The 23,796-nt window shown below is 45.1% G+C and carries 21 protein-coding genes; all 21 read left to right on the top strand.

Features of this window, described 5'->3' with window-relative positions:
- Positions 1 to 5: 5 nt before the first annotated feature.
- The 21 genes from HMPREF1863_RS04700 to alaS all read left to right on the top strand — a co-directional run bounded on the left by HMPREF1863_RS04700 (position 6) and on the right by alaS (position 23,781).
- Positions 6 to 749: a YebC/PmpR family DNA-binding transcriptional regulator gene (locus HMPREF1863_RS04700; RefSeq protein WP_068367873.1), complete on the top strand. Its 744-nt coding sequence runs from the start codon at positions 6 to 8 to the stop codon at positions 747 to 749.
- A complete protein-coding gene (locus HMPREF1863_RS04695; RefSeq protein WP_068367871.1) occupies positions 749 to 1,390 on the top strand; it encodes a TIGR01906 family membrane protein in 642 nt (213 codons plus the stop codon). Before HMPREF1863_RS04700 ends, HMPREF1863_RS04695 begins: the two co-directional genes overlap by 1 nt.
- Entirely contained in the window at positions 1,377 to 2,018 is a 642-nt protein-coding gene (gene deoC / locus HMPREF1863_RS04690; protein WP_068367869.1) for a deoxyribose-phosphate aldolase, read from the top strand. Before HMPREF1863_RS04695 ends, deoC begins: the two co-directional genes overlap by 14 nt.
- 1 nt (position 2,019) lies before the next feature.
- Positions 2,020 to 2,796 carry a prolipoprotein diacylglyceryl transferase gene (lgt, locus tag HMPREF1863_RS04685; RefSeq protein WP_068367867.1) on the top strand — a complete coding sequence of 259 codons (777 nt, stop codon included), beginning with the start codon at positions 2,020 to 2,022 and terminating at the stop codon, positions 2,794 to 2,796.
- A 126-nt stretch (positions 2,797 to 2,922) separates the two neighbouring features.
- Positions 2,923 to 3,354: a division/cell wall cluster transcriptional repressor MraZ gene (gene mraZ / locus HMPREF1863_RS04680; protein ID WP_068367865.1), complete on the top strand. Its 432-nt coding sequence runs from the start codon at positions 2,923 to 2,925 to the stop codon at positions 3,352 to 3,354.
- 8 nt (positions 3,355 to 3,362) lie between these two features.
- Positions 3,363 to 4,295: a 16S rRNA (cytosine(1402)-N(4))-methyltransferase RsmH gene (rsmH, locus tag HMPREF1863_RS04675; RefSeq protein WP_068367863.1), complete on the top strand. Its 933-nt coding sequence runs from the start codon at positions 3,363 to 3,365 to the stop codon at positions 4,293 to 4,295.
- Between the two features lie 13 nt (positions 4,296 to 4,308).
- The gene (locus HMPREF1863_RS04670; RefSeq protein WP_068367861.1) at positions 4,309 to 4,722 is read left to right on the top strand and encodes an FtsB/FtsL family cell division protein; all 414 of its coding nucleotides are present in this window, start codon (positions 4,309 to 4,311) and stop codon (positions 4,720 to 4,722) included.
- 93 nt (positions 4,723 to 4,815) lie between these two features.
- The gene (locus HMPREF1863_RS04665) at positions 4,816 to 7,077 is read left to right on the top strand and encodes a penicillin-binding transpeptidase domain-containing protein (protein WP_232300118.1); all 2,262 of its coding nucleotides are present in this window, start codon (positions 4,816 to 4,818) and stop codon (positions 7,075 to 7,077) included.
- A 2-nt stretch (positions 7,078 to 7,079) separates the two neighbouring features.
- A complete protein-coding gene (gene mraY / locus HMPREF1863_RS04660; RefSeq protein WP_068367854.1) occupies positions 7,080 to 8,036 on the top strand; it encodes a phospho-N-acetylmuramoyl-pentapeptide-transferase in 957 nt (318 codons plus the stop codon).
- 9 nt (positions 8,037 to 8,045) lie between these two features.
- Positions 8,046 to 9,353 carry a UDP-N-acetylmuramoyl-L-alanine--D-glutamate ligase gene (gene murD / locus HMPREF1863_RS04655; protein WP_068367853.1) on the top strand — a complete coding sequence of 436 codons (1,308 nt, stop codon included), beginning with the start codon at positions 8,046 to 8,048 and terminating at the stop codon, positions 9,351 to 9,353.
- Positions 9,354 to 9,360: 7 nt separating this feature from the next.
- Complete coding sequence (locus tag HMPREF1863_RS04650) at positions 9,361 to 10,458, top strand: FtsW/RodA/SpoVE family cell cycle protein (protein ID WP_068367851.1); 1,098 nt, start codon at positions 9,361 to 9,363, stop codon at positions 10,456 to 10,458.
- Positions 10,455 to 11,552 (top strand): undecaprenyldiphospho-muramoylpentapeptide beta-N-acetylglucosaminyltransferase, encoded by a 1,098-nt coding sequence (gene murG, locus HMPREF1863_RS04645; protein WP_068367850.1) that lies wholly within the window; start codon positions 10,455 to 10,457, stop codon positions 11,550 to 11,552. The genes HMPREF1863_RS04650 and murG overlap by 4 nt, the downstream gene beginning before the upstream one ends.
- Positions 11,549 to 12,496: a cell division protein FtsQ/DivIB gene (locus tag HMPREF1863_RS04640; RefSeq protein ID WP_068367848.1), complete on the top strand. Its 948-nt coding sequence runs from the start codon at positions 11,549 to 11,551 to the stop codon at positions 12,494 to 12,496. The genes murG and HMPREF1863_RS04640 overlap by 4 nt, the downstream gene beginning before the upstream one ends.
- Positions 12,497 to 12,587: 91 nt before the next feature.
- Positions 12,588 to 13,679: a cell division protein FtsZ gene (gene ftsZ, locus HMPREF1863_RS04635; protein WP_068367846.1), complete on the top strand. Its 1,092-nt coding sequence runs from the start codon at positions 12,588 to 12,590 to the stop codon at positions 13,677 to 13,679.
- Between the two features lie 53 nt (positions 13,680 to 13,732).
- Positions 13,733 to 14,197 (top strand): transcriptional regulator NrdR, encoded by a 465-nt coding sequence (nrdR, locus tag HMPREF1863_RS04630; RefSeq protein ID WP_068367845.1) that lies wholly within the window; start codon positions 13,733 to 13,735, stop codon positions 14,195 to 14,197.
- 6 nt (positions 14,198 to 14,203) lie between these two features.
- On the top strand, positions 14,204 to 15,529 hold the full coding sequence (locus HMPREF1863_RS04625; protein ID WP_068367844.1) for a replication-associated recombination protein A: 1,326 nt from the start codon (positions 14,204 to 14,206) through the stop codon (positions 15,527 to 15,529).
- Between the two features lie 37 nt (positions 15,530 to 15,566).
- Complete coding sequence (gene asnS / locus HMPREF1863_RS04620; RefSeq protein WP_068367957.1) at positions 15,567 to 16,895, top strand: asparagine--tRNA ligase; 1,329 nt, start codon at positions 15,567 to 15,569, stop codon at positions 16,893 to 16,895.
- A 13-nt stretch (positions 16,896 to 16,908) separates the two neighbouring features.
- Positions 16,909 to 19,317: a leucine--tRNA ligase gene (leuS, locus tag HMPREF1863_RS04615; RefSeq protein WP_068367842.1), complete on the top strand. Its 2,409-nt coding sequence runs from the start codon at positions 16,909 to 16,911 to the stop codon at positions 19,315 to 19,317.
- A 67-nt stretch (positions 19,318 to 19,384) separates the two neighbouring features.
- Positions 19,385 to 19,783, top strand: a complete 399-nt coding sequence (locus HMPREF1863_RS04610) for an RrF2 family transcriptional regulator (RefSeq protein WP_068367838.1) — start codon at positions 19,385 to 19,387, stop codon at positions 19,781 to 19,783.
- Positions 19,784 to 19,785: 2 nt separating this feature from the next.
- Complete coding sequence (locus HMPREF1863_RS04605; protein ID WP_068367837.1) at positions 19,786 to 21,024, top strand: AI-2E family transporter; 1,239 nt, start codon at positions 19,786 to 19,788, stop codon at positions 21,022 to 21,024.
- A gap of 117 nt (positions 21,025 to 21,141) precedes the next feature.
- Positions 21,142 to 23,781 (top strand): alanine--tRNA ligase, encoded by a 2,640-nt coding sequence (alaS, locus tag HMPREF1863_RS04600; protein WP_068367835.1) that lies wholly within the window; start codon positions 21,142 to 21,144, stop codon positions 23,779 to 23,781.
- The last annotated feature ends 15 nt before the right edge of the window (positions 23,782 to 23,796 follow it).

The following is a 23,796-nucleotide window of genomic DNA, read 5'->3' as shown; positions in this document are numbered from 1 at the left end:
TCATCATGTCAGGACATTCAAAATGGCATAATATTAAAAATAAAAAAGGCAAGGCCGACGCTAAGCGAGGTAAGATCTTTACGAAAATGGCACGTAAAATTGCGGTAGCCGTTAAAGAAGGGGGAGCGGATCCCGAATATAATCCTTCACTAAAGGCGGCTATCGACAGTGCAAAGGCGGAAAACATGCCTAACGATAATATTGAGCGCGCCATTAAAAAGGCGGCAGGGGACGGAGACAACGATCACTTTGAATCCGTTACGTATGAAGGTTACGGCCCCTCCGGCATTGCCGTTATGGTGCTTTGTTTAACGGACAATCGCAACCGTACGGCGCCCGATGTACGTCACGCTTTCGATAAGCACGGCGGCAATTTGGGAACAGACGGATCCGTTGCGTTCATGTTCGATAAAAAAGGACAGTTCGGCATCGAGCTTACCGATGACATGGATTCCGAAGTGCTGGAAATGGATGCCATCGATGCCGGAGCAGAGGATATTCAAGTCGACGAAGACGGTGTCCTCATTGTTACGGAACCGGAAGATTACGGCGACGTTCGAAAAGCACTAGAGGAGAAAGGATATAGTTTTGCTATTTCCGAAATAACCTATATTCCTCAAACGACGACAGTTTTAGAGGATCCGGAAGATCGCAAAAAAATGCGAAAACTTATCGACCAGTTGGAAGAAAACGACGACGTTCAGGAAGTTATTCATAACTGGGAAAACGACGACGAAGACGAGGAATAATGAATCGTATCCTATCTATTCTTTCCGTCCTATCCTGTTTTTTTCTGCTGTTCAGTTTTTCTACGGAAGCTGTGAGCCAAAATCAGAACTATTATGTCGAGCAAATGGAACAAAACGGCATTCCGGCCGTTACGGGAAAATCGTTAGATACGCTGGCGGAGATATCCACGGCACTGAGGCAGTATTTAAAAGAAGGAGAACGAGGAACCCTCGCTCCTTATTTTTCCGAAAGCGAAATCGATCACATGGTCGACGTCTATGCATTATTTAAATTAATGCGTAGTGTTTCGATGTTTGCCATAGCCATTCTCGCCGTATCGTTTTTTGCCCTTTCTCGTCGAATCGGTTGGCGTGGAGCACTGAAAATGACAGGATCCTCGGCCATGGCCATTCTCGCCATACTCGTTCTTTTTTCCATTATCGTGGCGATGAATTTTCACAGAGCGTGGTTTAAATTTCATCAGATCTTTTTCTCTAACAATTTATGGTTGATGGATCCCAAAAAGGATTTGATGATTCAAATGCTTCCCGAACCCTTTTTCTTCGGCATGGTGAAGCGAATCGGCGCTACTATGCTCCTCGGCTTGATCGGTTTATCGGGACTGTTTTTTATAAAAGGAGATTCAAATGAAATTAAATAAAACCATCGATCACACCATTCTTCAAGCGGACGCGACGAAGGATTTGGTCATTCAAACCATCGACGAGGCGAAAGCTTTCGACACGGCTTCCATTTGCTTGGAGCCATGCTGGGTAAAGCTCGCCGCCGAACGATTGGCAGATAGCGATGTAAAAGTCTGTACGGTTATCGGATTCCCTTTGGGCGCTACAACGTCTGCCACGAAAGCTTTTGAAGCGAAAGAAGCCGTGGAAAACGGAGCCGATGAAGTGGATATGGTTCTAAACATCGGCGCATTGAAAAGCGGTGAAGAGGAAATGGTATTGGAAGACATGAAGGCCGTGCGCCATGCCGTTCCTTCTGCCGTCGTAAAAGTAATTTTGGAAACCTGCCTCTTAACCGATGAAGAAAAGCAAACGGCATGCCGTTTGGCAAAAGAAGCCGGCCTCGACTTTGTAAAGACCTCCACAGGTTTCAGTACCGGAGGTGCGACGGTAGAAGATGTGAAGTTAATGCGCGAAGCTGTCGGCGAGGAATTGGGCGTAAAAGCAAGCGGTGGTATTCGTACGAGAGAAACGGCGGAAGCCATGATAGAAGCCGGCGCCACCAGAATCGGCGCATCCAAAACGGCCGCTATTTTAGGAGAATAGAATGAACCCCATTGCCTTTACTTTTTTCGGCATCGAGGTTCGCTGGTACGGAATATTCATTGCCATTGGCGCCATGCTCGCCATTTATTTCGGGGAAGAGCTTATAAAGAGAAATCCGCGTATTCCGAAAGAATCTATCGTGGACATAAGTTTAATCGCACTCCCTTTGGGAATCATCGGCGCACGATGTTATTACGTTTTGTTTGAGTGGGGATATTACAGCCAACACCCATCGGAAATACTCGCCATTCGAAACGGCGGCCTCGCCATTCACGGCGGATTAATAGCAGGCGCCTTGGTTATTTTCTTTTTTTCCAAGGCGCGTAAAATTGAATTTTTAGATCTCTTGGATATGATCGCAGGAGGCGTCGCCCTGGCTCAGGGCATTGGACGGTGGGGTAATTTTATGAATGGCGAAGCCCATGGCGGACCCACAAATTTGCCTTGGGCCATTCCCGTGGACGGCGTCATGGTACACCCGACCTTTCTTTACGAATCAATTTTAGATGTGGGAATTTTTCTCTTTATCTACTTTTACCTTTCGAAACGCAGGAAATATCCCGGTGAACTTTCAGGTGCATATCTCATCTTATATAGCATCGGACGATTTTTTATCGAAGGACTTCGTACCGACAGCCTCTACATCGGTCCCTTAAAAACGGCACAAGTCGTCAGTCTGATTGGAATCGTCATAGGATCCCTTCTTTTAATCTATGTTTATAACCATCGCAATGTAGGTGATTATAAATTGATCAAAAGGGAATCGACAAATAAATAAAATAATCTTAAAAAAACTGCCAATTTTGGTAGTTTTTTTAATTTCCGCCTTGAATCCCATATTAAATCGTGTAAAATAGAGTTAAGTGGGAGAAAGTGGTAGAAAAAGGTTCATTAGGGGTGAAAAATGTTTTTTGGCGAGATCCGACATAGCGTAGACTCGAAAGGGCGCTTAGTCATGCCGGCCAAATTTAGAGAAGGAATTCTCGACGGCTATGTCATGACCAAGGGCTTGGATCAGTGCATTTTTCTTTTCCCCTTAGATGAATGGAAACGCATGGAAGAAAAATTAAAGAGTTTACCCCTTACCCACAAAGATGCCCGCGCATTTGTCCGCTACTTTTTTTCAGGCGCCTGTGACGGCGAGCTGGACAAGCAGGGCAGAATTCGCATTCCTCAAAACCTTATGGACTACGCCGAGCTTTCCACAAAAAGTGTGGTAATCGGCGTGGGAACGCGAATGGAAATTTGGTCGGAATCCTTATGGGATGATTATAACGACGACGAATCCCTATCGTACGATCAAATTGCACAACAATTGGCCGATCTTGGAATTTAGGAGCAGCTATGACCTTTGAACATATACCGGTGCTGAAAAACGAAGTCATTCACGGCTTAAACATCGATCCTCGCGGAACATATGTCGACGGCACCTTAGGTGGAGGGGGACATAGTGGTGAAATATTGCGCCGCATTCCGGAAGGCCGTTTAATCGGCATCGATCAAGACGATGCGGCACTTCAAGCAGCGGATCGCCATTTGGCAAGTATTGGAGACAACTACACGCTTGCCAAAGGCAATTTTGTCGAAATGAAGGAAATCCTTTCCGAATTGAATATTGAAAAGGTCGATGGCATTTTATTGGACATCGGCGTAAGCTCGCACCAATTTGACACCGGCGAGCGCGGATTCAGCTATCGCTTTGACGGCCCTTTGGATATGCGTATGAATCCATCGGACGCGATCAGTGCGCGAGATATCGTCAACACATATGAAGAAGACGAGTTAAGCCGCATCTTTTGGGACTACGGAGAAGAACGTTGGGGAAAGCGTATCGCCGAGTTCATTGTAAACGAACGAAAACACGAGCCGATCGAGACGACCTTTCAGCTCGTTGACATTATAAAAAAAGCAATCCCGGGCGGCGCCAGAAGAGACGGCGGTCACCCGGCGAAGAAAACCTTTCAGGCATTGCGTATTGCAGTGAATCGAGAATTGGATGTTTTAGAAGAAGTCATTCCAGACGCGGTAAATCTTTTAAAACCTAAGGGACGGTTCGCCATCATCACTTTCCATTCGTTGGAAGATCGGATTGTAAAAAATCAGTTTAAATATTTAAATCTCGATTGTATCTGTCCGCCGCGCCAACCGATTTGTACTTGCGATAAAAAACGTGAGATTAAAATTATTACGAGAAAGCCTATTACGGCGACAGAGGAAGAGTTAGCAGAGAATACGCGGTCCCATTCCGCAAAGCTTCGCATTGCTGAAAAAATATAGGGGGAGTGATATAATGAAAAAGGTTCAGACGCGACGAAATCGTCGTCAACCCAAACCACGGAAAAAGAATCGTTCGATGTCCACTTCCGCCTGTATCGGCATTATTGTTTTGATGATATGTATAACGGGACTTGTACAGTTAAAAGTACAAACTCGCCTTGCGAGCATAAACTCCGCCATCGATCGGCAAACGAGAGCGCTGGAAGACATGGACAAGACGTATAAAGATATGACGGCGAGCTTAGATGAAATTAAAAATTCAGACGATATTATGCGCAAAGCGAAATTTCAATTGGGTATGGTCTATCCGGATAATGATCAGATTAAATACATAGACGTCGCCGTTCGAGAAAAAGAAAATGATGTAAACGAAAATGTTTACTTGAACCCTGTGATTTCCGTGTTGCATATTTTCAACGGAAAGTAGGAGACTTTTGTGCGTGAGCAGAAAATGAATCAAAATAATAGAGTGAGAAAGAGAAAAAACAAACGCCGTTCTTTTGGTACGTATTTAAGAAATATGGATCAAAAGGTAGCTTTTCTGTATTCGATTCTCTTCTTGCTCTTTTTTATTTTGTTTATTCGCGTCGGTTATTTGCAAACCTTCGAATCCGATGATCTAACCCGTGAGGCTCTTGCCATGGACAGTGCGCAAAACAAAAAAATGGCGCGGGGCTTAATTGTGGACAGCAATGGAAAAGAACTGGTTTACAACATAAGTAAATCGGATATTTACGTCGACATCGATACATTGGAAAAAGGGAAAAACAGTGCCAAAAATAAAGAGCAACTCATAAGCCTTGCGGAAAAAGCATTGAACATGACCCGCGAAGACGCGGAGAAACGCTTGGAGAAAAAGGGACATGTTCTTTTAAAGGGTGATGTGGATCGTTCCTCGGCTATGCGCGTGCGGGATACCGACATTCCCGGCGTCGTCGTGGAAGATTTCGAAGCCCGCTCCTATCCTTATAACGATTTGGCATCACTTGTTATCGGTTTTACCAATAAAGATGGGGAAGGGCGTTATGGGCTGGAACGTTACTATAATGATGTTTTGAGCGGCAAAACCACTGTCCTCCCGTCCCAAGAAGATCCTTCGTCGATTGTAGAGGGTGGAGGCAATTTAAAGCTTACCATGTCCGAACCGCTTCAACGAAAGACGGAGGAAATCCTCGATAATTTTCGGGAGAAAAATCATGCGAAGCGGATCACCGCCATTGTGCAGGAAACTCAAACCGGCGCTATTGCGGCCATGGCCTCTACAGACGATTACAATTTAAACTATCCTTACCGCCCGGCGACAAAAGCGCAAGCTGCTGTTTGGAAAAATCTTTCCCGCGAGCAAAAATCGGAAATGTGGTTTGATAATTGGCGAAACTTTTCGGTAAGCGATACGTACGAGCCTGGTTCGACGTTTAAAACCATTACTGCTGCGGCCGCCATTGAAGAAAACACAACGAACCCTAAAAAGCATTATTATTGCACTGGGTATGTGCGAGATATTCCGGGCATCACCATTACGTGTACATCGCTTCCCAATCCCCACGGCGACATTACGATGGAAAAAGCCTATGCTGAATCCTGTAATGTCAGTTTCGTCAACATTGCGAGAGAGCTTAAAAAAGAAGGTATGCTTAAATACATTCACGCTTTCGGCTTCGGCGAAAAAACCGGCATCGATTTACCTGCCGAACAAGACGGTATGATTCCCGAAAGTGTAGAGGATATTGGCGAAGCGCGCCTTGCCACCATGAGCTATGGCCACGGCATCGCCGTAACGCCTATTCAGATGGTAACGGCTATTTCAGCTGTCGCCAACGGAGGCTATTTGCTGGAACCCTACGTCGTCGACGAAATTACGGACGCAGCGGGAAATCTCGTAGAAAAACACGGCATCGTCGTAAGACGTCAAGTCGTGTCGGAGTCTACAAGCAGTACCATGCGGAATTTAATGGTGCAGGTAGTGGAAAAGGGCACGGGGAAATATGGTGCCGTAGATCGCTACCTCATCGGCGGGAAGACCGGTACGGCCGGGAAAGTTTCGGAAACCGGTGGCTATGAAAAAGACAAATACATCAGTAGTTTTGTTGCCGTCGGGCCAATGGACGATCCGAAATACACGGTACTCGTTATCGTCGAGGAGCCGGAAGGGGATTATTTCGGCGCAACTGTCGCAGCGCCCATCGCTTCCGAGATTATGGGTACGGCACTACGAAGTGCTGACGTTCCTTATTCCGCCGGCATGAAGGAGAAACAGGCGAAAAAAGTTATCGTTCCCAATGTGGAAAACATGCTTCTCGAGGACGCCGGCAAGGCACTTACCGATGTAGGGCTAAAGTTCAATATGGCCTCTGAAAATGTAGGTGCTTTCGGAATTGTAGAAAAACAAGCGCCCAAAGCGGGTACGGAAGTGGACGAAGACACCATAGTAGATTTAAAGGTGGATCCAAACGATGCCAACCGAAAGAGCGTACCGAATTTCCTTGGTAAATCGAAAGGTGAAGTGGAGGCACTGTTAGAAAACTCGAACATAGATTATATTATGGAAGGCGAGGGGACGGTGGTCTCTCAAGAGCCTTTGGCAGGGGAAGAACTTAAAAAAGGAACCAAAGTTCACCTTCGCCTGGAAGAGAAGCCTTCATCCGATAATAAGAACGAAGGAAAAGGGGATTCGGACAATAAGAAAGAGAAGCGTCAGATCTCTACGGAAAGTAAGACGACGAATTCTACGAAAAGCCGAAGAACTCAAGATACGCGGAATAAGAAAAAAAGGAGTCATTAGATATGTTTGCAACTCTGCCAATCAGTTTTGGCCTGGGGCTTATTTTCAGCTTAATAGGGGGACGTTACTTTATTCCCATGTTAAGAAGATTGCACGCCGGGCAGGAAATACGGGAAGAGGGACCTCAATCGCACTTGGCGAAGGCGGGCACGCCTACCATTGGCGGTATTATCTTTTTGACCTCCGCTATTTTAGCTACATTAGCGATCAAAAACTTAACCTATGAAGCCATGGTTTTATTTATTTCCACTTTAGGCTTCGCTTTAGTAGGTTTTGTAGACGACTATTTAAAAGTGGTACACAAGCGAAATTTAGGTTTCACAGCACTCCAAAAATTGGTGGCTCAAATTTTAATCGCCGTGTTGCTCTACGTGTTGATTCGCGTATCCGACGGTTTGACGACGGATATGTTGATACCGGGAATGGATAAGCACCTGGAAATGGGCATAATGTTTATTCCGTTCATTATTTTTGTCGTCGTCGGCACGGTAAATTCTGTAAATTTAACGGACGGTCTCGACGGACTGTCTTCTTCGGTTACCATTATCGTCATGTTATTTTTCTCCCTCGTAAGTCATAAAATGGGTCGCACGTCCATTACGATGTTCTGTCTCGTCATGGCGGGAGGTCTTTTAGGGTTTTTGTTCTACAATAAATACCCGGCAAAAGTATTTATGGGGGATACGGGATCCTTGGCTTTAGGCGGTGCCGTTGTGGCAGTAGCGATTCTACTGAATCTGCCTTTATTGCTGCCCATTTGCTGCGGCATTTATTTTATCGAGACGCTTTCAGTTATTATTCAGGTGATTTCTTTTAAAACGACGGGAAAGCGCGTCTTTTTAATGAGTCCAATTCATCACCATTTTGAGCAAAAGGGAATGAATGAAGTTCAAATCGTCGGTTTATTTTCCATCGTCGAAATTGTTCTTTGCGTGATCAGTTATTTCCTGATTTTTTAGGGGTGTACAATGAAAAACAAAAAGATATTAGTCTACGGCATGGGAAAAACGGGACTTAGCGCCATCGATGCGCTGGGCGATGAGAACACGCTTTATGTTTACGACGACGATCCTTCCCACTTGGATTTAGCGGAAGGTCTTCCCGTTTACGATGGAGAAGAAGTGGATTTCGTTATAAAAAGTCCGAGCATCCCATTGGATCACGGTATGTTGCCTGAGCTTGCGGAGCGAAACATCCCCATTCTTTCGGATATCGAAGTCGCTTATCGTATTTCCGAATGCGAAAACTTTCTCGCCATTACAGGTACCAACGGCAAGACGACGGTGACGGATTTACTCTATCATCTGTTAATCGACGGAGGAAAAGTGGCGTATGTCGGCGGCAATATCGGCATCGGCATTTTACCTATTGCCAAACGGGCGGGGAAAGATGATTTTGTCGTGATCGAGTGTTCCAGTTTTCAATTGGAAACCATCGAAGATTTTAAGCCGAAAGTGGCGATTTTAACCAATATTACGGAAGATCATTTAGATCATCATAAATCGGTAGATAATTACCGTGAGTGTAAAAAGAATATTTACAAAAATCAAGACGAAGACGATTACTTAATTTTAAATATAGACGATCCCTATCTCGCCATGACGGGAGAGGAATTGGAATCTCCTTTAGTGGTAAGTACGACGCCGATTCAACAAGACGGCGCTTATAAAGACGGCGATAAGCTTTACCTCGTCCACGGCGGTGAGACGATTTACTTAATGGATCGCGACGATATGCTCCTTGTCGGGGATCACAATGTACGCAATGCATTGGAAGCATCCCTCGCAGCGTTTCTTATGGGGGTAGATGTAGAATCGATTCGCAATACCCTCAAGACCTACAGAGGAAAAAATCACCGTATGGAATATGTAGCCACAATTGAAGGTGTGGACGTCTATAATGATTCCAAGGGAACAAATCCGGACTCCACCGACGTGGCGCTGGCCAGTTTCTCCCGTCCGGTACGCTTGTTGGCTGGCGGATACGATAAGGGGAGCGATTTTAAAGATCTTTTTAATCGCCATCACGACGGCATCGCCGCCTTATATCTTTTCGGCGAAACGAAAAATATAATAGCAGACGAGGCAAAAGGTGAAGGGGTTCAAAAGATTTACCTGTTTGAAACCATGGAAGAAGCGACGGAACAGGCGATGCGCGATGCCGTTGAAGGCGATATTGTACTGTTGTCGCCTGCCTGTGCTTCCTGGGATCAGTTCAAAAGTTACGAAGAACGGGGCGATCAATTTAAAGCGTTGATTTTAGAAAAACGGAGCTGATGAGGCTATGTCTCAATTAAAGAAATATGTAGATCCCCTTTTGCTGGGCTCCATTGTCGTGCTGCTCATTATCGGCGTGTTTATGGTGGCGTCCAGTTCATGGGGCGAGGGGCTTAAGGAATTTGGAGACGGCACGTATTATTTTAAGCGTCACATCGTTTACCTTATTGTCGGCATGATGGCTTGTGTCGTCGGTTATATCATTCCTTTAAAGACTCTTCGAAATCTAGCCATCCCTTTATGGGTGGTAAGCATGATCCTATGCCTTGCCCTCTACACTAGACTCGGCGTAACGGTCAACGGCGCCACTCGATGGCTCGCCATTCCGAAGACCCACTTTCAATTTATGCCATCGGATCTTTTAAAATATGCTTCCATCTTTTTTGTGGCGCATCTTTGCACCGTCCACAGAAAAGGCGGTAGACGAGGAGGCTTTTTGCCTATCCTTGCCGTAATCGGCGCTTCTGCAGGTATTGTTATTATCGAAGACTTTTCCTCGGCGAGTGTCATTGCCATTAGTTTAATGAGCATGTTTTTTATCTCCGACATGAGTTTTTCAGAGCTTATGACCATTCTCTTTTTAGGGATGGTGGGAATTTACGGTTTCGTTCTTCGCGTTCCCTATCGACTGAAGCGACTTACATCTTTTATTAATCCCTTCGACGACATAGCGAACACGGATTGGCAGTTGGCAAATTCCCTTTACTCGATCGGCATCGGATCGATTACGGGGGTAGGGTATTTTAACTCTTATCAAACTTTTAACCGCTTGCCGGAGGCCTATAATGATTTTATTTTTGCGGTCATCGGTCAGGAATTCGGTCTGATCGGCTCTACTTTTGTCATTATATTCTTTACGCTATTTATCGCGCGAGGTTTTCAAACGGTTAGAAGGCAGGATAAACTTTACGAAAAACTTGTCGCCACGGGCATCGTCGTGTCCATAGGGTTTCAGGCATTTTTTAATATGGGCGTCGCCGTAGGGCTTTTACCGGTAACGGGTTTAACCTTACCCTTTATTTCTTACGGCGGCACCGCCCTCGTCCTTGTCATGGGGATGAGCGGTATTTTACTCAGATTATCTGCGAAAGGAGCGTCACGTTGAAAGTTATTCTCTCAGGTGGCGGCACCGGCGGCCATATTTATCCCGCGTTGGCTATCGGTGAAGCATTAAAAAAGAGAGTAGAGGATGTAGACATTCTCTATGTCGGGAAAAAAGACAGCATGGAAGAGGAGCTTGCCAAAAAAGAAGGTCTGAAATTCGCTCCCGTGCATATTCAAGGCTTTCCCCGAAAAAAAATAAATAAAGAATCGATTCTCACTATGATGGAGCTTTTAAGAGGTCTTCATGATGCAGGTCAGATTTTAAGAGAGTTCAAGCCCGATGTGGTTATTGGAACGGGAGGTTACGTCTGCGCCCCCATTGTGTTAAAGGCTCAGAGTAAACATATCGCCACTGTCATACAGGAGCAAAATGCCTATCCGGGCAAGACGAATCGTCTCCTTGCCAAACGAGTGGATTTAATTGCCTATAGTTTTAAAGAAGCGGAACATTTCTTCCCGGAACACACAAAAAAACTGTACACGGGCAATCCCATTCGCTCAAGTTTCCAAAAAGTACAAAGAGAGAAAGCCCTTCAAACCTTAGGGCTTGACGATAAAAAACCATTAGTACTTTCCTTCGGCGGAAGCGGCGGTCAGGAATCGACAAATGATGCGATTTTAGAAATAATGGAAAAGCACAAAGAGTTGCCTTTCCATTTAGTACACATTACGGGCAAGGAACACTATGACGGTTTTATGGATCGAATGCCCGAGGTAGACGGAGACTCCTATACCATATTGGATTACTCTCATCAAATCCCCGAATTCCTAGCGGTGGCGAAACTTGTGGTGGCGTCCTCTTCCGCCATGACATTGGCAGAAATCAGCGCCATGCACTTGCCTTCCATTTTAATTCCGAAGGCCTATACGGCAGGCAACCATCAATATCACAACGCCATGAGTTATAAAAAAGCCGATGCGGCAGAAGTCATCGAAGAAAAAGATTTAAATGGCGACGTGTTATTTAATGCCATGGAAGACCTTTTAGGAAACGAAGAAAAATCCAAGGTGATGGGAAATCATGCCTACGGCCTTATTAATCCAAAGGGTACGGAAGAAATTGTGGATGCCATTTTAGAAGTGGTGGCACCATGACAGAAGGCAGAAGGAAACGCAAGAGAAAACTGAAACGTAAATATCGCAATCGGCGAATTTTGCTCGCCGTAGTGTTAATCGCTTTAATTGGCGGCGGTTGTATTTTATTTTCATCTTTAACGGCGACGCAAGGGGTGGCGATTTCGGGCACCAAGAAAATACCGAAGACTACCATTCGCCAAATCGCAGACGATTACGTAAACAAAAGCTATCTTACGATGGATCGCAAGAGCTTGAAAAATCGTTTAGAACAATTGCCTTACGTCAAGAGTGCGGACATCGGCATTTCTTTTCCCCATACGCTGACCATTGCCATTGAGGAGGAAACACCTTCGGCGCAGCTTTACAGCGGTGACGGATACATCCTCGTGAACGAGGATTTTAAGGCCTTGGCGAAGACGAGATCCTATGATACGGATCTCCCGAAAATTACAGGCATTCCCACAAGCGGCATTAAACTCGGTCAGGTGGCGTTTTGCGAAACTGGCAATGAAAAGAAAATTGCCATGATTCGTGCGTTGTTCCGCTCCGAAATAAAGAAAGACATTAATACCTTAGCCATATTGGATCGAGGAGTTAAAATTTCGTTTTCCGACGGCACCATCGTTCACATAGGAAGTTTTAACGACGCTGATTATAAAGTGAAGCAGCTTGAAGAAATTCGGAAAGAAATGAAAACGAAGGATGAAAGTTACCGGGAGATTTTCCTGGATCAGGGTGATCACCCCATCGCCGTGAAGCCTTCGAGCATGGATGAGGACGAAGGGGAACCGGATGGGGAACAGGATAATGCGCGAAGCGATTCCCCGAAAGATGATAAGGACGATAAAGGCGAAAAGCCGACGAAATCCGAAAAAAGTTCAAAAAAACCTTCTCAAAAAGAGGAAGGTTCCGGCGACAGCAAAAAAGAAAAAAGTACGGATAAAGAAGAAAAAACGAGATAAACCGCCTTTTCTTGACTTGTACAGATTTTCTCTATAAAATGTAATAAATTGATTCGATTTCATGGCTATTTGCGCGATTAGGAGGATTTAAATGTTGGATTTTGATATGGATCACGAAGAATTTGCAAAAATTAAAGTAGCCGGCGTTGGCGGCGGCGGAAACAATGCCGTAAACCGTATGATTAATGCCGGTGTACGCGGCGTGGAATTCCTCGCCATCAATACCGATCGTCAAGCGCTAAAGAACTCTTTAGCTGAAACGAAAATTCAAATCGGTGAAAAAATTACGAGAGGCCTCGGTGCCGGTGCAAACCCCGACATCGGTGAACAATCGGCCGAAGAAAGTTTAGATGAAATTCGCGAAGCATTAAGCGGAGCGGACATGGTTTTCATTACTGCCGGCATGGGCGGCGGTACCGGTACAGGTGCAGCTCCCATTATCGCCGATGTGGCAAAAGATTTAGGCGCCCTAACGGTAGGCGTCGTAACGAAACCCTTCACTTTTGAAGGTGCTCGCCGCACGAAACAAGCCATTCGCGGTATTGAAGAACTAAGAGGAAAAGTAGATACCTTAGTTATTATTCCAAACGACAGATTGTTTAATATTTCCGACAAGAAAACGACATTCTCGGAAGCTTTCAATATGGCGGATGAAATCTTAAAACAAGGTATTCAAGGTATTTCCGAATTAATCAGCGTTCCCAATGTCATTAACTTAGACTTTGCCGATGTTAAGACCGTTATGCACGACAAAGGTATCGCTCATATGGGTATCGGTTATGCATCCGGCGATGACAGAGCAACTGAGGCTGCTCGCAACGCCGTAGAAAGTCCCTTACTCGAAACCTCTATTGAAGGAGCCAAGTCCGTTCTATTAAACATTACTTCCGGCAACGATTTAGGTATGTTTGAAATGAACGAAGCGGCCGATTTAATTCGTTCCACAGTCGATGAAGATGCCAACATTATTTTCGGCGCAGGTATCGACGAATCTTTGAAAGATCAAGTGAAGATTACCGTTATCGCAACGGAATTCGATCAAGGCAATGACGAAAAGCCGAAGAAACCGGCGAAAGGCTTTAACGTGGCTAAAGACGATCAAAATGAAAAAGTGAGCGGATCCGGCAAGAAAGAAAATGACGACGAGTTAAATATTCCGGATTTTCTTCGCAGAATGAGATAGTAAATCATTGACGTATCCTGCGGGATACGTCTTTTACTTTTAGGAGGTGAATCATGCGCTGTCCTTATTGTCATCATTTGGATTCAAAGGTCGTCGATTCTCGCCCGACGGAGGAAGGCGCGTCCATTAGGCGCAGGAGAGAGTGTATTGCCTGCGGAAGACGATTCACGACCTATGAACAAATCGAAGTGGTGCCGATGACCGTTAAAAAAAAGAGCGGCGGCATCGATGTGTTCGATCGAAATAAAATTTTAAAAGGCCTTATTAAGTCATGTGAAAAGAGGCCGGTCAGTTTGGAATCTATGGAAGCCGTAGTGGACGATATCGAAGCTACGCTTCAGAGCAAAATGGTAAAACAAATTACCAGCGATGAAATCGGCGAAATGATTTTGGAACGGCTAAAAGATCTCGATGAAGTGGCTTATGTTCGCTTTGCATCGGTTTATAGACGTTTTCAGGACATCGACAGTTTTCTAAAAGAATTGGAAGAGCTTAAAAAACGCGACAACGAAAAGTAGGTGATTATGGATTTATTTGAATTTCAGATGAACAATCACTTAAAAGAGACGGCACCTTTAGCCGAACGCATGCGCCCTATGAAACTCGACGATTACGTCGGCCAAGATCACGTAGTCGGACGGGGAAAGTACATCGATCGGATTTTGCGTACGCAATTTTTGCCGTCCCTTCTTTTTTACGGACCGCCGGGCATTGGTAAAACGACGTTAGCAGAAATCGTAGCCAAGACATCGAATCGCGCATTTGTCGTCATCAGTGCCGTTACAAGCAATGTGAAGGAGTTGCGGGAAGTTTTAAAAGAGGCTGAAGATCGCTTGGGAGGGCAGGGACAGGAGACCGTCCTATTCCTCGATGAAATTCATCGCTTCAATAAATCCCAGCAAGATGTGTTGCTTCCCTATGTGGAAAAAGGCAAGATCATTTTAATGGGTGCCACCACGGAAAATCCCTATTTTTACGTTAATTCCGCTCTTTTATCTCGACTGCAGGTGGTTCAGTTGAATCCCTTAAACGATGACGCCATAAGGGAGCTTTTACACCGTGCCCTTGCCGATGAGGTAAGGGGCTTTGGAAAAGAGGATATTCAGTTTGAAGAGGGCGCCTTCGAAAATCTCATCGCCATGAGCCATGGCGATGGGCGATCGGCTCTTAATCTTTTGGAGATCTGCGTTCTGAGTACCCCGCCTAAGGAAAATGGTACGATTCTTATTACGGCGGATGATGTCTCGGCATCGTCATTACGACGTTCTCAACGTTACGACCGGGATGGAAACGAACATTACGATACAATTTCAGCCTTTATAAAATCCATTCGCGGATCGGATCCGAATGCCGCCGTATTTTATTTAGCCAAGATGCTGGATTCCGGTGAAGAGCCGGAATTTATCGCCAGACGCATGATGATTTCTGCATCGGAAGACATTGGAAACGCCGATCCATATGCCATCACCATGGCGGTCTCCGCCTTTCAAACCCTTAGGGTTATCGGAATGCCCGAGGGGAGAATTACACTGGCGCAAGCGGTAACTTATTTGGCGACGGCGCCAAAAAGCAATCGAAGCTACATGGCGATTAATCGCGCGATGGAAGATGTGAAGCGCGGAATCGGCAGAGTCATTCCGCCTTATTTAAGGGATCAGCATCAACCTCTGGAAGAACACGAAGGGTATCGCTACCCTCACGATTATCCCGATGCTTACGTTACCCAACGCTATTTGCCTTTGGACATGGAAGAAACGGCCTATTACAAACCCTCGGATCGAGGACATGAAATAAAGATAAACGAGTACTTAAATAAAATACATCAGGAGGACGAGAGTGAAAATTCGTGAAGTATTAGAACATTATAACGATTATTTGGACCAAGAAATGGTGCTTGAAGGTTGGATTAAGACGTCGAGAGATTCCAAGAATTTCGGTTTTATTCAACTTACCGATGGCAGTGGATTCGACGGAATTCAAGTGGTTTATGAAGGTGATATTGAAAACTTTAAAGAAATTTCAAAATATCCCCTTTACAGTTCTATTCGAGTAGAAGGAAATCTGGTAGAAAGCCCCGGCGCTAAACAACCGATTGAAATTCACGCGACAAAAATCGAACCCTTACATTTGGCGGAATCGGATTATCCTCTTCAAAAGAAGCGCCATACATTTGAATATTTGCGAACCAAGGCGCATCTACGTCCTCGTACTAATACATTTCAAGCGGTGTTCCGCGTACGCAGTCTGATCGCTTTTGCCATTCATGAATTTTTCCAACAACGCAACTTCGTCTACGTGCATACGCCCATTATTACGGCTTCCGATGCGGAAGGCGCCGGCGAAATGTTCCAAGTAACGACATTTGATTTAAATAACGTTCCGAAAAAAGACGGCGTCGTCGATTTTGAAGAGGACTTCTTCGGTAAGCATGCGAACCTTACGGTTAGCGGTCAATTACAAGCGGAAGCTTATGCACTAGCTTTTAGAGATGTTTATACCTTCGGTCCGACATTCCGTGCCGAAAACTCCAACACCCAACGCCATGCGGCGGAATTCTGGATGATCGAGCCGGAAATGGCCTTTGCCGATCTCAATGTAAACATGGATGTGGCGGAAGCCATGCTCAAATACATTATTAACTACGTCTTCGAACATGCTCCGAAAGAGCTTGAGTTCTTCAACTCCTTTATCGATAAAGGCTTAATCGATCGTTTGAAAAATGTAATGGAATCGGATTTTGTCCGCATCACGTACACCGAAGCCATCGACATTTTAGAAAAATGCGATCGCGAATTTAAGTATCCCGTCTCCTGGGGAATCGATCTTCAAACAGAACATGAACGCTATATTACCGAAGAAGTTTACAAAAAGCCCGTTTTTATTACGGATTACCCGAAAGAAATTAAGGCCTTCTACATGAGAGAAAACGAAGATAAGAAAACCGTGGCCGCAATGGATTTACTCGTACCGGGCATCGGCGAAATTATCGGAGGTTCTCAAAGAGAAGAGCGTTTAGACGTTTTGGAAGCGAAGATGAAGGATCTCGGTTTAACAGGTGATAATTATGAATGGTATCTCGATTTGCGCCGTTACGGAAGCGTCGTACACTCGGGATACGGTCTCGGTTTTGAACGCGCCGTCATGTACGTTACGGGCATGAAAAATATTCGCGACGTCATTCCCTTCCCGAGAACCGTAGGCAATGCAGAATTTTAGAAAGGGCACTCCCATGAAAGAATATGATCCGAAACAGATAGAAAAGAAGTGGCAAGATTTTTGGGACGAGCACGAAACCTATAAAGCGACTTTGGATCCCGAAAAGAAGAAATTTTACCCCTTAGTAGAATTTCCATATCCCTCCGGACAAGGCCTTCACGTCGGCCATCCGAGACCGTATACGGCCCTCGATATTGTAGCGCGTAAAAGACGTTATGAAGGCGAAAATGTCATCTTTACCATGGGTTGGGATGCATTTGGTCTCCCGACGGAAAACTACGCTATTAAAAATAAGATCCATCCTCGCATTGTTACGGAGCGAAACATCGAGAATTTTAAAAAGCAATTGAAAAGCTTAGGCTTTAGTTTCGATTGGAGTCGCGAAATCAATACGACGGATCCGAAATACTATCGCTGGACACAATGGATTTTCCTGCAATTATTTAAACGCGGCTTAGCGTATAAGGAAGAAATGCCCGTCAACTGGTGCCCTTCCTGTAAAGTAGGCCTCGCCAATGAAGAAGTCGTCGGTGGTAAATGCGAACGCTGCGGCACTGTCGTAAAACATCGTCGCCGCAGTCAATGGATGCTTCGTATAACCGAATACGCCGATCGCCTGTTGGAAGGTTTGGATACGGTAGATTTTATTGAGCCCGTAAAAATTCAACAACGCAACTGGATCGGGAAGAGCGTAGGCGCGGAAATTCACTTTAAAGTGAAAGATACGGATACGGTACTTCACGTGTTCACGACGCGACCCGATACGCTTTTCGGCGCCACCTATATGGTAGTAGCACCTGAGCACCCGATCGTGACCGATTACGCCGATAAAATCGAAAACATGGATGAAGTAAAGGCTTATCTTGCGGAAGTTGAAAAGAAATCCGACTTTGAACGTACGGAACTTTCCAAAGAAAAAACCGGCGTTCCGCTGAAAGGCCTTGTGGGCATTAACCCTGCCAATGGAAAAGAAATACCGATTTGGATTTCCGACTACGTTTTAATGACCTACGGCACCGGCGCGATTATGTCGGTACCCGGACACGATCAAAGAGACTGGGAATTTGCCAAAAAATTCGATCTTCCCATTATTCCCGTCATCGAAGGCGGCAATGTGGAAGAAGAAGCTTATACCGATGTTTCGGAAGGCATTATGATCAATTCGGATTTCTTAAACGGAAAATCCGTAAAAGATGCCATCGATACGATGATCCAATGGATTACGGAAAATGGGTTGGGCAAAAAGCAAACCAATTATAAATTAAGAGACTGGGTATTCTCGAGACAACGTTATTGGGGAGAGCCGATCCCCCTCATTCACTGCGACGAATGCGGATGGGTTCCCGTTCCGGAAGACGAATTACCTTTAGAGCTTCCCGAAGTGGAAAATTATGAGCCCACAGATAATGGACAAAGCCCCCTTTCGGAGGTGGAGGATTGGGTCAACACAACCTGCCCGAAATGCGGTAAGCCGGCCAAACGCGAAACCGACACCATGCCTCAATGGGCCGGCAGCAGCTGGTATTATTTACGCTATACCGATCCGAAAAACGAAGACGTCCTGGCATCGAAAGAAGCTCTCGAATACTTTATGCCCGTCGATTGGTATAACGGCGGTATGGAACACACCACGCTTCACTTGTTGTATTCGCGCTTTTGGCATAAATTCCTCTACGATATCGGCGTCGTCAATACCGACGAGCCTTATCAAAAACGGACGAGCCACGGCATGATTTTAGGGGAAGACGGCGGCAAAATGAGTAAGAGCCGCGGAAATGTCGTAAATCCAGACGATATCGTCAATCGCTACGGAGCCGACACGTTGAGAACTTACGAAATGTTTATCGGCGATTTTGAAAAATCCGTGCCCTGGTCTGAAAACGGCGTCAAAGGTTGTCGACGATTCTTGGAAAGAGTATGGTCCTTAGCGGAAGATATTCAAGATGGCGATGTATATCGCAAGGATATGGAAGTGTTAATGCATCAAAGCATTAAAAAAGTCAGCTACGATTACGAACACTTAAAGGCCAATACCGCCATTGCCCAACTTATGACCTTGGTCAATATCTTCCAAAAAAACGGCGTTAATCGTAAAGAATTTAGAGATTTCCTCATTCTCTTAAATCCCGTAGCACCTCATATCACAGAAGAGCTTTGGGAAGCGCTCGATTACGAAGGCTATTTATGCGAGACCCACTGGCCCACATACGATGAAGCGAAGACGGTGGAAGATGTCATCGAAGTTCCCGTACAATTTAACGGAAAAGTTCGTTTTAAAGTGGTTTTAAATCGAAACGCATCTCAAGAAGAAGCCTTTAAAGTCGTTCACGAACACGAAGATTTTGCAAAGCAAACGGAAGGCAAAACTGTCGTCAAAGAAATCTACGTGCCCGGTAAGATATTAAATGTCGTTATCAAGTAATTGACAGTACGCTTTCTTTAGAGTATCTTATTCACAGAGAATTACTCGGAATTAAGGAGGTGAAGACATGAAGTTATCGACGAGAGGTCGTTACGGTCTCATGGCCATGTCCCATTTAGCGAATAATTATGGAGGAGGCCCTCTTTCGGTGAACTATATTGCTGAAAAGGAAGGGCTCAGCGTGGCTTATTTAGAACAATTGTTTTCACGCTTAAAAAAACGCAATTTGGTAAAAAGTATTCGCGGCGCACAAGGCGGTTATGTATTGACGGAACCGCCGGAAAAAATTGCCATAGGCGATGTCATCGAAGCCCTGGAAGGGGAATTGGCTTTTTCATGTTGCAGCAGCGAGGAAGGTCACAATTGTGATCGCGGCCGAGATTGCTCGGCAAAAACGATTTTGGATCGCATCCAAGAAGAAGTCGACGATGTCTTATACTCTATGACACTTGAAGACATGAGGTAGCTATGGGACAAGCCGATTCTTTTTTCGACGTGGTCACTCCTAATTTTCTCGTGGTGATCCGCGGTTTATTATTAATTTTACTCATCGGGCTCAGTGTTTACTATTTAATCAATATCGGAAATCAGCACATCGATAAGAGCAAGCGGATACGCTTCGATTTAAAGCGCGTCGGTCTCTTTTTATCGGCGATCCTTTTCTTTATTATCCTGCGCTATATATTTCATCGATTTCCCGTACTGCCTACGACCTTGGCGGCGATTGTGATATCGGTCGTTCTTTCCTATATTATTAATCCCTTAGTAACGTATTTGGAGACAAAAAAAATATCCAGACGTTTGGGCGTCCTCATCGTCTATGTAGGATTTATCCTGATCCTCGTCGTGCTTTTTCTCGTCGTCTTGCCCAAGACCATCGAGGAGCTGCGAAATCTTCTGATTTCGCTACCCCATTTGGTGAACGATGTGAACCTTCAAATTTTAGATTTGGCGGATCATATTGAAAAAGTAACGAACATCGACATGAGCCGCATTTTAAACAATATTCAAGAGGGTATCGAACAGTATTTAAATTCAGTACAAACTAGTTTGCTGGATCGATTGCGTTTTATGGCGTCTGGAATGTACGCAGCTCTTGGGCGAATGGTAAGCTTTGTTTTAATTTTGATCCTAACCTATTACTTTACGGTCGATAAAAATCGGATCAAGGTCAAAATGTATAAACTGATTCCTTCAACTTACCGTTCCGACATCCTCTATTTGGCGTCTGAAATTAACACCGCCATGTTGGAATTTGTAAAGGGAAAACTGTTGCTGGCGGTAATCGTCGGCGTTATGACGACGATTATGCTTTTAATCCTCGGCGTCAATTTTGCCGTTGCCATCGGTCTGATTACCATCATCGCCGATATTATTCCCTATATCGGACCGTTTTTGGCCTTTGTGCCCGCCTTTTTCTTCTCCGTGATGGACTCCTGGACGAAGGCCATTTGGGTCAGCATTTTCTTCGTCTTCCTGCAATGGGCGGAAAACAATTTATTTGCACCTAAGATTTTAGGAAAGCGGACAGGGCTACATCCGGCAGTTGTTTTGCTTTGTATTTTTGTCGGCGGCGGAACCTTTGGCGTTATCGGCATGATTTTATCGGTTCCGGTCTTCTCGACTTTAATGATTCTTAAGAATTTTGTCATCATGAAGTGGCGAGACAGCCAACAACGTAAAAATGAAGTGAAAAAAGTTCAATAAGCGACGGCATGGCCGCCGCTTATTTATTTTTGAATAAAGTATTCAAATTGACATTCTATCTATCCAACTTTATAATTTTATTCATAATCAAGATTATACAGATCATCGGGAGGAAACATGAAATCATTGGGTTTACACGAAATTAGAAGCGCATTTTTAGAATTTTTTGAAAGCAAAGAACACTTGGCCTTGCCGAGTTTTTCTTTGGTTCCTCAAAACGACAAATCCCTTCTCTTAATTGGAGCGGGTATGGCGCCAATGAAAAAGTATTTTACCGGAGAAGCGACACCTCCCGCACCACGGGTATGTACGTCACAAAAATGTATTCGCACAGGCGATATTGAAAATGTAGGCAAGACCGATCGGCACGCTACATTTTTTGAAATGCTGGGAAACTTCTCTTTCGGCGATTATTTTAAACCGGAAGTTATTCCCTGGGCGTGGGAATTTTTAACAAAAGTATTGGAGATTGACCCCGAACGTTTATGGGCTACAGTTTATTTAGATGACGACGAAGCATTCCGTATTTGGAATGAAGTCATCGGCCTTCCCAAGGAACGTATTGTACGATTGGGGAAAGATGACAACTTCTGGGAACTCGCTGTCGGTCCGTCGGGTCCTTGTTCGGAGATTTATTTTGATCGCGGCGAAAAGCACGGCTGCGGCGATCCGAATTGCAAACCGGGCTGCGATTGCGACCGTTACATCGAAGTATGGAACCTCGTCTTTACCCAATTTGATAAAGACGAAGAGGGCGAATACCACCCCTTGAAGCATCCCAATATCGATACGGGTATGGGTCTGGAACGGATTGCAACTGTACTTCAAGATACGAATAATATTTTTGAAATCGACGCCATCCACGATATTTTAGAAGAAGTATGCCGCATGGCGAACTACACTTACGGAACCGACGGCAAAAAGGACGAATCGGTGCGCGTTATTACCGACCACATTCGCGCCATTACTTTTATGATTTCGGATTCCATTATTCCCTCAAATGAAGGCAGAGGCTATGTGGAACGGCGTTTAACGCGCCGCGCAGCAAAACACGGGCGCAATCTCGGTATTCACGAGGCCTTTTTATATAAGCTCGCCGATAAAGTCATCGATTCATGGAAAGTGCAATATAAAGAGTTAGATGAAAATCGCGAGGTTATTCGTCGGGTAATTCTACGCGAAGAAGAACGCTTTTTAAAGACGCTTGAAACGGGCATGAACCTTCTCGAAACGGAAATCGAAAATAAAAAGCGGGAAGGGCTTAACGAATTTTCAGGCTCCGATGCCTTCAAGCTATACGACACCTATGGATTCCCCGTCGATTTGACGAAGGAAATTCTTGCCGATAACGGCATGATACTCGATGAAATCGCATTTAATGATGCAATGGAAGCACAAAAAAACCGTGCCCGCGACGCTCGCGACGATTCTGAAAACATCGGATGGTCGGCCGGCGGCGGATTCAATTTCAACGAAATCGCTGAAGAGACAACCTTTGTCGGCTACGATAGCCTAAGCGTTAAAGACGCTGATCTTTTGCATATCATTTGTGAAGATGAAGAAATCGGCGAGTTAAAGACGGGAGAAAAGGGCATTTTCTACCTCGACCCGACGCCATTTTATGCTGAAAGCGGCGGGCAAATCGGCGATACCGGCGTATTGAAAGGGAAAGACTTCACCATCGAAGTGGAGGACACTCAAAAGACGAAGAGCGGTCATATTTATTGCATTGGGAAAGTTGTGGAAGGCGTAGCGAAAGCCGGACAAGTAGATGCGATGGTAGAAAAAGACAGACGGGAAATGATTCGTCGCAATCACTCGGTCACCCACTTATTACATCAAGCGCTCAAAGATGTGCTGGGCGATCACGTCAATCAAGCGGGTTCTTACGTAGCTCCCGGGATGATGCGTTTCGATTTTACCCATTACGAAGGTGTTTCTGAAGAGGATCTTCAGGCGATCGAAGAATTGGTCAATCGAAAAATCTTTGAATCTCTTCCGGTTAAAACTGAACTTTTGTCTTACGAAGAAGCAAAAGCCGATGGCGCCGTTGGTCTTTTTGAAAATAAATATGGCGACGAAGTACGCGTTGTGACCATGGGCGACTATTCGAAAGAGCTTTGCGGCGGTACGCATGTGGATAATACGGCCCAAATCGGAATGTTTAAAATCTTATCGGAAAACGGCATTTCCGCCGGTGTACGACGTATGGAAACTGTCACAGGCCCCGGCGCTTATCGCTTTACGAAGGATAAAGAGAACTTAGCGAAAGAAACGGCACGTCTTTTAAAAACAACGGAAGGCAACGTCCTTGAAAAACTGAAGAATCATTTGGAAAAGGAAAAGAGCCTTGAAAAAGAACTTAATCGCTTAAATGCCGAAATTGCAAAATCAAAAATGAGCGATGAAATCGGCGAAGTGGAAAAAGTGGGCGATATTTCCTTCGTTCGCGGAAGTTTTGAAAATGTATCCGTCGAAGATTTGCGGAACATGGCGGAAACCATGCGCGATAAAAACGATGCCGTCGTCGTTTTATCTACGCTTAATGACGACAAGTTGAACTTCGTCTGCGCGGCTCCCAAATCAGCCATCGAAAAAGGATGCAAAGCGGGCAATATTGTGAAGGAAGTTGCGAAAATTGCCGGTGGCGGCGGTGGCGGACGCCCGGATATGGCGACGGCCGGTGCCAAAGATCCTTCGAAAGTGAAGGAAGCCATGAACAGTGTGGCAGAAATATTACAAGCCTTATCAAAATAATGTCGGATTCTGATA

The sequence above is a fragment of the Aedoeadaptatus coxii genome, assembly GCF_001553115.1.
Classification (GTDB): domain Bacteria; phylum Bacillota; class Clostridia; order Tissierellales; family Peptoniphilaceae; genus Aedoeadaptatus; species Aedoeadaptatus coxii.
Note: the sequence above shows the minus strand (reverse complement) of the source record. Positions and strands in the feature narration are given on the sequence as shown.